Origin of the sequence: Pseudomonas sp. 31 R 17 (assembly GCF_900004915.1) — a bacterium.
Lineage (GTDB): Bacteria > Pseudomonadota > Gammaproteobacteria > Pseudomonadales > Pseudomonadaceae > Aquipseudomonas > Aquipseudomonas orientalis_A.
Genome location: NZ_CVTN01000053.1, coordinates 55503 through 58501 on the forward strand (window position 1 = coordinate 55503; position 2999 = coordinate 58501).

General features: G+C 59.6%; 3 protein-coding genes. All 3 read right to left on the minus strand.

Annotation, left to right across the window (positions count from 1 at the left end):
* Positions 1-214: 214 nt before the first annotated feature.
* A complete protein-coding gene (locus BFP89_RS06325; RefSeq protein WP_065884670.1) occupies positions 215-997 on the minus strand; it encodes a MetQ/NlpA family ABC transporter substrate-binding protein in 783 nt (260 codons plus the stop codon).
* 111 nt (positions 998-1108) lie between these two features.
* Complete coding sequence (locus BFP89_RS06330; protein WP_065884671.1) at positions 1109-2035, minus strand: sigma 54-interacting transcriptional regulator; 927 nt, start codon at positions 2033-2035, stop codon at positions 1109-1111.
* 47 nt (positions 2036-2082) lie between these two features.
* Positions 2083-2664 carry an alpha/beta hydrolase gene (locus BFP89_RS06335; protein WP_065884672.1) on the minus strand — a complete coding sequence of 194 codons (582 nt, stop codon included), beginning with the start codon at positions 2662-2664 and terminating at the stop codon, positions 2083-2085.
* Positions 2665-2999 lie beyond the last annotated feature (335 nt).

The window sequence follows — 2999 nt, forward strand, 5'->3', positions numbered from 1 at the left end:
AGTGAGCCGCTGTAAAAGCGGAACCATTAGCAGCCGTTACCGCAGAAACGGATATGTACTCGGTCTGATCCAACATCCTGGTCGGCCCCGAGGCCGTCATCGGGGGCAAGCCCCCTCCCACATTTCTGGTTGTGTTACAAATCTGCGGCACAAAAAAACGCCGACGCTGTAATAGCCGCCGGCGTTGAAACCTTGAAGGGGGTTTTGGCTTACATCAGAACGCCGGCACGACCGCGCCGCTGTATTTCTTCTCGATGAAGGCTTTGACTTCCGGGCTGGTCAGCGCTTTGGACAGTTTCTGGATAGCGTCGCTGTCCTTGTTGTCCGGGCGAGCGACCAGGAAGTTCACGTAGGGCGACTTGGCGTCTTCGATAATCAGCGCATCCTTGGCCGGATTCAGGCCAGCTTCCAGCGCGTAGTTGGTGTTGATCACGTCCAGGTCAACCTGGTCGAGTACGCGCGGTAGCAGAGCCGATTCCAGCTCCTTGAATTTGAGGTTTTTCGGGTTGTCCTTGATGTCCTTCGGCGTGGACAACGCGTTGGTCGGGTCTTTCAGGGTGATCAGACCGCTCTTCTGCAGCAGCAACAGGGCGCGGCCGCTGTTGGAGCCTTCGTTGGGGATGGCCACGGTGGCGCCATCTTTGAGCTCGGAAATATTCTTGATCTTTTTCGAGTAACCGCCGATGGGCTCGACGTGCACGCCGACCACGGTCACCAGGTTGGTGCCCTTACCTTTGTTGAAGTTTTCCAGGTACGGCAGGGTCTGGAAGTAATTGGCATCCAGGCGTTTTTCGGCAACCTGCGTATTGGGTTGTACGTAGTCGGTAAAGACTTTGATTTCCAGGTCCACGCCCTCTTTTGCCAGGGTCGGCTTGATCAGCTCGAGGATCTCCGCATGCGGGATCGGAGTGGCGGCCACCACCAGTTTCTCGTTGGCCTGGGCGAAGCTGGCCGTCAGGGCAGCCGCCAGTGCGGTAAACAACAGAACCTTTTTCATGCAATGTCCTTCTAACGACCGTTTTCATGTGAGGTGCCAGCGAAGTGCTATCGCGGGGTGGAGTGGAGTGGACAATACCTAGATTTTTTATTCCCGAACAATATCTTTTATTCACGTTGATATTCCATTTTGCTCATACAGGAATTTTCGCAGCGTCTCCTGTTCCACAGGGCTGGCGCTCGCGAAAATCCGCTGCACCTGTTCCAACGGCGAGCCAGCGCTGGGCAAGTTCAGGTGCTCGGGCAGAATTTCATCGCCGCTGCTCACCAACAGCGCAAAGTGAATGACGTTTTCCAGCTCGCGGGTGTTGCCCGGCCAGCTGTGATGCTCCAGCACGCGTTGGGCGGCGTCGCTGATCAGCGGCACCGGCAGGTCCAGGCGCTGGCTGTAGATGCCAAGAAAGTATTCGGCCAGGGACAGGATGTCGACGACCCGCTCGCGCAGCGCCGGCAGGTCCAATTGACCTTCGCTCAAATAATGAAACAGGCGCTCATGAAACTTGCCCGCCGCCACGGCCTGGGCCAGGTCGATGCTGGTGGCGGCCACCAGGCGCACGTCCACCGGGCTCGGCTGCTGGGCGCCGACGCGGGTGACTTCGTGGTTTTCCAGGGCGGCGAGCAATTTGACCTGGATCGGCAACGGCAAATCGCCGATTTCATCCAAGTACAAAGTGCCGCCATTGGCCGAGCCGAACCAGCCGGCGCGGCTGCTGGCGGCACCACTGTAGCTACCGGCGGTGTAGCCGAACAATTCGGCGTCGGCGTAAGTCGGGCTGATCGCGCCGCAATTGACCGAGACAAACAAGCCGGTGCGATCACTGCCACGGTGGATATGCCGCGCCAACAGCTCCTTGCCGCTCCCGGTCTCGCCACGAATCAGCACGGGCAACGCACGCGGTGCCAGATTTTCCAGGTCTTCGCGCAGCTGCCGCGAACGTGGGTCGACGAACACCAACGCCTTGGCGCGGATGCTCAGCGGGCTTTTTTCGGCGTCGGGGAAGGTCAGCAACGGCTGGCCGTAGGTTTCATGCAGACTCATGGCAGGCTCCCGCCCCATCCACTCAAGGGACGGGGCGTTGAAATATTTTATGCGCGGCGTCGCGCGTGATGCTCGAGGCGACTTTGCAGGCGATAGAGGTAGGCGAATCCCTGCTCCCAGCGCTGATGGCCGGACTTCACATTGATATGCCCGGCGCCCGACAATATGCCGGCTTCAGCCCCCCAATGACGCGCCAGCTCCAATGCCCGTGGCGCACTGACGGCACTGTCGTTGTCGGAACTGACCACCTGGCTGGGAAACGGCAACAGGTCGGTAGGAATCGGCGCAAAGTTGCGCAGGGCGGGGGCACAGGCCGGACGTTCGACATCCGCCGGCGCCACCAGCAAGGCACCGCGTACCTGGCGCAGGAACTGCACAGGCGCGGTGGCCGCCCAGTGCGCCACGGTGATGCAACCCAGGCTATGGGCGATCAGGATCACCGGCGTGCTGTCGGCGGCGATCGCCTCAGCCAGCGCGGCCACCCAGTCTTCGCGGCGCGGGGTCAGCCAATCGTCCTGCTCCACGCGCGCACTGTTGGGCAGGCTGTTCTGCCAGTGACTTTGCCAATGTTCTTCTGGCGATCCTTGCCAGCCCGGCACGATCAGGTAACGAATCGACTCGCTGTGCATGGGTGTGCCCTCCTGCAGCGTTTAACGTTGCTGACCAGTATAGGGATGCGGTTTATATTCGTTAAGGAATAAGAAGCTATTTATTAATAACCAAAATATCAAGCCCGCATGCGGTCAAACTGTGGGATGGGGCTTGCCCCCGATAGCCATAAGTATCTACACAACTCAGCAGCGCCAACCGTAACCACGATGCGAAGCGAGTCGCTCTTGATCTTGATCTGCTCTTGATCTTGATCTCAGCCGCCCCGTTAAACCACGCTGGCCGAACGCAGGCTTGAATCCGTGGGTAACCCGGCAGGACGCCGGGTTAGCCGCACTGGGCCATGGATGGCCCA

Coding starts and splice junctions, on each gene's coding strand:
- BFP89_RS06325 (WP_065884670.1), bottom strand. CDS start 997: ATGAAAAAGGTTCTGTTGTTTACCGCACTGGCGGCTGCCCTGACGGCC.
- BFP89_RS06330 (WP_065884671.1), bottom strand. CDS start 2,035: ATGAGTCTGCATGAAACCTACGGCCAGCCGTTGCTGACCTTCCCCGAC.
- BFP89_RS06335 (WP_065884672.1), bottom strand. CDS start 2,664: ATGCACAGCGAGTCGATTCGTTACCTGATCGTGCCGGGCTGGCAAGGA.